General features: G+C 70.8%; 4 protein-coding genes. 1 reads left to right on the forward strand and 3 read right to left on the reverse strand.

Going from position 1 to position 3679, the window contains the following annotated elements:
* Positions 1 to 704 (forward strand): SDR family NAD(P)-dependent oxidoreductase (locus AB0J52_RS31860; RefSeq protein ID WP_500186491.1); only part of this gene is annotated, 704 nt, incomplete at its 5' end.
* Between the two features lie 46 nt (positions 705 to 750).
* Here AB0J52_RS31860 and AB0J52_RS31865 read toward each other — a convergent pair.
* Genes AB0J52_RS31865 through AB0J52_RS31875 form a run of 3 tightly spaced genes read right to left on the reverse strand, consistent with a single transcriptional unit; the run spans position 751 to position 3590 of the window.
* Positions 751 to 1926, reverse strand: coding sequence for an ABC transporter ATP-binding protein (locus AB0J52_RS31865; RefSeq protein WP_500186492.1), 1176 nt, complete (start codon positions 1924 to 1926; stop codon positions 751 to 753).
* Positions 1927 to 1929: 3 nt separating this feature from the next.
* The gene (locus AB0J52_RS31870; protein WP_500186493.1) at positions 1930 to 2754 is read right to left on the reverse strand and encodes a carbohydrate ABC transporter permease; all 825 of its coding nucleotides are present in this window, start codon (positions 2752 to 2754) and stop codon (positions 1930 to 1932) included.
* Positions 2754 to 3590: a carbohydrate ABC transporter permease gene (locus AB0J52_RS31875; RefSeq protein ID WP_500186494.1), complete on the reverse strand. Its 837-nt coding sequence runs from the start codon at positions 3588 to 3590 to the stop codon at positions 2754 to 2756. The genes AB0J52_RS31870 and AB0J52_RS31875 overlap by 1 nt, the downstream gene beginning before the upstream one ends.
* Between the last annotated feature and the right edge of the window lie 89 nt (positions 3591 to 3679).

Below are 3679 nucleotides of genomic sequence, written 5' to 3' on the forward strand. Positions count from 1 at the left end.
ACCTTCCGTCCGCGCGGCGCACCGCCGAACTGGCGGGCCTGCTGGGCCCGGACGCGCACGCCTTCCAGGTGGACGTCGCGGACGCGGGCGCGATGGAGGACTTCGCCAAGGCGGTCCTGCACGAGCACGGCGTCCCCGACGTGGTCGTCAACAACGCCGGGATCGGCATGGCGGGCGGGTTCCTCGACCACACGCCGGACGACTGGAAGCGCGTCCTGGACGTCAACCTGTGGGGCGTCGTGCACGGGATGCGGCTGTTCGCGGCGCCGATGGCCGAACGCGGGGAGGGCGGGCACATCGTGAACACGGCCTCCGCCGCCGCGTTCACGCCGTCCCGGACGCTGCCCGCCTACTCCACCAGCAAGGCGGCGGTGCTGATGCTCAGCGAGTGCCTGCGCGCGGAGCTGGCGGGCCGGGGCATCGGCGTCACCGCGATCTGCCCGGGCATCGTGAACACCAACATCACCAGGACGTCCCGGTTCGTCGGCCGGGACGACACGGCGCAGGCGCACGACCGCGAGCGGGCCTCCCGCGCCTACGCCCGGCGGAACTACGGCCCCGACAAGGTCGCCGAGCAGGTCGTCCGCGCGGTGCTGAGGAACCGCGCGGTCGTCCCGGTGACGCCCGAGGCGCACGTGAGCCGCCTGCTGTCCCGGCTGTCCCCCGGCCTGATGCGCCTGTTCGCCCGCCTCGACCTCGGCTGACCGCTCCGTCCCCGGGGGCCCGCTTCCGGCCCCCGGGACGGAGCGGTCAGGAGGCGTTGGTCAGGTTGAGGCCGCTGTCCGGGTCGAACAGGTGGACGGCGGACGGGTCGAAGTCGAGCACGACGTCCTCCCCCTCCCGCGCGGGCGACTTGGGGTCCAGGTGCGCCACCAGCTCCAGGCTGGTCTGGTCCGAGCCGCCCGAGAACGCCTCGGCGAGGTGCTCGGACTGCACCGCGCCGGAGTCGTCCAGCGCCAGGTAGGCGAGCTTCTCCGAGCCGAGCGACTCCAGGATGTCCACGTGCCCGGTGAAGGTGTGGGCGCGCCCGTCGAAGCCCTTGCGGCGGGTGGCCCGCGGGTCGTCGAACGCCTCCGGCCGCAGGCCCATGATGAGCTCCTTCGGCGCGTCGTGCGCGGCGATCGCGCGGCGCATGGCCTCGGTCAGCGGGACGTCGCCGAGCACCGTCGTCAGGTGGTCGCCGGCGACCTCGGCGGGCAGGAAGTTCATCGACGGGGAACCGATGAACCCGGCGACGAACAGGTTGCAGGGGTGGTCGTACAGCTCCTGCGGCGAGCCGATCTGCTGGACCACGCCCCGGCGCATCAGCACGATCCGGTCGCCGAGGGTCATCGCCTCGGTCTGGTCGTGGGTGACGTAGACGGTGGTGGTGCCGAGCCGCTTCTGCAGCCGCGAGATCATCGTGCGCATCTGGACCCGCAGCTTGGCGTCCAGGTTGGACAGCGGCTCGTCCATCAGGAACGCCTTCGGGGCGCGGACGATCGCGCGGCCCATCGCGACCCGCTGCCGCTGCCCGCCGGACAGGTGCGCGGGCTTGCGGTCGAGCAGCTCCTCCAGGTCCAGCAGGTGCGCGGCCTCCTTGATCCGGCGCTCGGCCTCCGCCTTGTCGACCCTGGCCAGCCGCAGCGGGAACCCGATGTTCTCCCGGACGGTCATGTGCGGGTACAGCGCGTACGACTGGAACACCATCGCGATGTCCCGCTCGCGTGGCGCGCGCTCGTTCACCCGCTCGCCGTCGATGCGCAGCTCGCCCTCGGTGATGTCGTCCAGCCCCGCGATCATGTTCAGGGTGGTGGACTTCCCGCACCCGGACGGCCCGACCAGGATGATGAACTCGCCGTCGGCGATGGTCAGCTCGAACCGGTCCACCGCGACGGTGCCGTCCGGGTACCGCTTGGTCAGCCCGGCCATGGCGATCTCAGCCACCGCTCACCCCTTCACCGCCCCGGAGGTCAGCCCGGACACGATCCGGCGCTGGAACACCAGCACGAAGACCACGATCGGGATGGTGATCACCACGGCCGCCGCCGCGATCGACCCGGTCGGGTCCTCGAACTGGGACGACCCGGTGAAGAACGAGATCGTCGCGGGCGCGGTGCGCGCCGCGTTCGACGAGGTCAGCGAGATCGAGAACAGGAAGTCGTTCCAGCACACGATGAACGCCAGGATCGCGGTGGTCACCACGCCCGGCACCGCCAGCGGCACGATCACCAGCCGGAACGCCTGCAGCGGCGTCGCGCCGTCCATGGTGGCGGCCTTCTCCAAGTCCCACGGGATCTCCCTGAAGAACGTCGAGAGCGTGTAGATGGTCAGCGGCAGCGCGAAGGTCACGTACGGCAGGATCAGCCCCGGCCAGGTGTTGAACAGCCCGAGCCCGCGCTCGATCTGGAACAGCGGCGTGACCAGCGAGATCTGCGGGAACATCGAGATCAGCAGCGACAGCCCGAGCACGGCGTTGCGGCCGGGGAAGCTCAGCCGGGCCACCGCGTAGGCGGCCATCGTGCCCAGCACGATCGCGATCGCCGTCGAGATCAGGCCGATCCCGATCGAGTTGCCCAGGCCGCGCACGAAGTCGTCGTTCTTGAAGATCCCGCTGTAGTTCGACCAGGTCCACCGCGTCGGCCAGAACGTCCCCCCGGAGACGGTGGCCGGCTCCTTGAACGACAGCGAGGCGATCCAGACGACCGGGACCAGCGCGTACACCAGGACGAGCAGGTCCAGGAAGGCCCAGCGGGCGCGCGGGTTCCCGGCCATCACCGCCTCCGCTCCTGCCCGGGCGCGGACGCGCCGAGCACCTTGACGAACAGCACCGGCACCACCGAGACGCCCAGGAAGATCAGCACCGACATGGTCGAGCCGATGCCGAGGTTCAGCCCGGAGATCAGGTTGTGGTAGGCGATGATCGACACCGACGAGGTGTTCTGCGCGCCGTTGGTCAGCACGTAGATGTCGTCGAAGATGCGCACCGCGTCCAGGATCCTGAACAGCAGCGCGGCGAAGATGGTCGGCGCCATCAGCGGCAGCACCACCAGCCGGAACCGCTGCCAGGCGGACGCGCCGTCCATCGCGGCGGCCTTCAGGGCGTCCTCGGGCACCAGCGCCAGGCCCGCCATGAGCAGCAGCGACATGAACGGCGTGGTCTTCCAGACCTCCGCCAGGATGATGATCGCCAGGGACGGCCAGTGCTCGGTCAGCGGCGCGCTGCCGGCGGGCATGAACCCGGCCAGCCAGCCGGTGCCGGGCGTCCAGGCGTACTTCCAGCCGTAGGCGGCGGCGACCGTGACGATGCCGTACGGGATCAGCACGGCCGTGCGCACCAGGCCCCGGCCGGTCAGCGTCCGGTACATCACCAGCGCGATCGCCATCCCGAGGACCAGCTCGACCGCCACGCTCACCACCGTGACCACGGCCGTCACCCAGACCGCGTTCCACCAGAACCCGCTGGTCAGGACCGTGCCGTAGTTCGACAGCCCGATCCACGCGCGGCGGCCGGGGAAGCGCAGGTCGTAGCGCTGCAGCGACAGCAGCACCGAGTAGACGATGGGCCAGCCGGTGACCAGCAGCATCACCAGGGCCGCCGGGGCGCACATGTCACGACCTGGAACGTCCCGCCGCGAAGCGGGTAATATACCCCCCGGGGGGTTCCCCCAGGGGGTATCGTGGCCCGACCCCCGGCACG

It is taken from the genome of Spirillospora sp. NPDC049652 (assembly GCF_040675125.1).
Classification (GTDB): domain Bacteria; phylum Actinomycetota; class Actinomycetes; order Streptosporangiales; family Streptosporangiaceae; genus Spirillospora.

Excerpts from the sequence above, each read along its gene's own strand:
- AB0J52_RS31870 (WP_500186493.1), bottom strand. The coding sequence starts at position 2,754 with ATGGCCGGGAACCCGCGCGCCCGCTGGGCCTTCCTGGACCTGCTCGTC.
- AB0J52_RS31875 (WP_500186494.1), bottom strand. The coding sequence starts at position 3,590 with ATGTGCGCCCCGGCGGCCCTGGTGATGCTGCTGGTCACCGGCTGGCCC.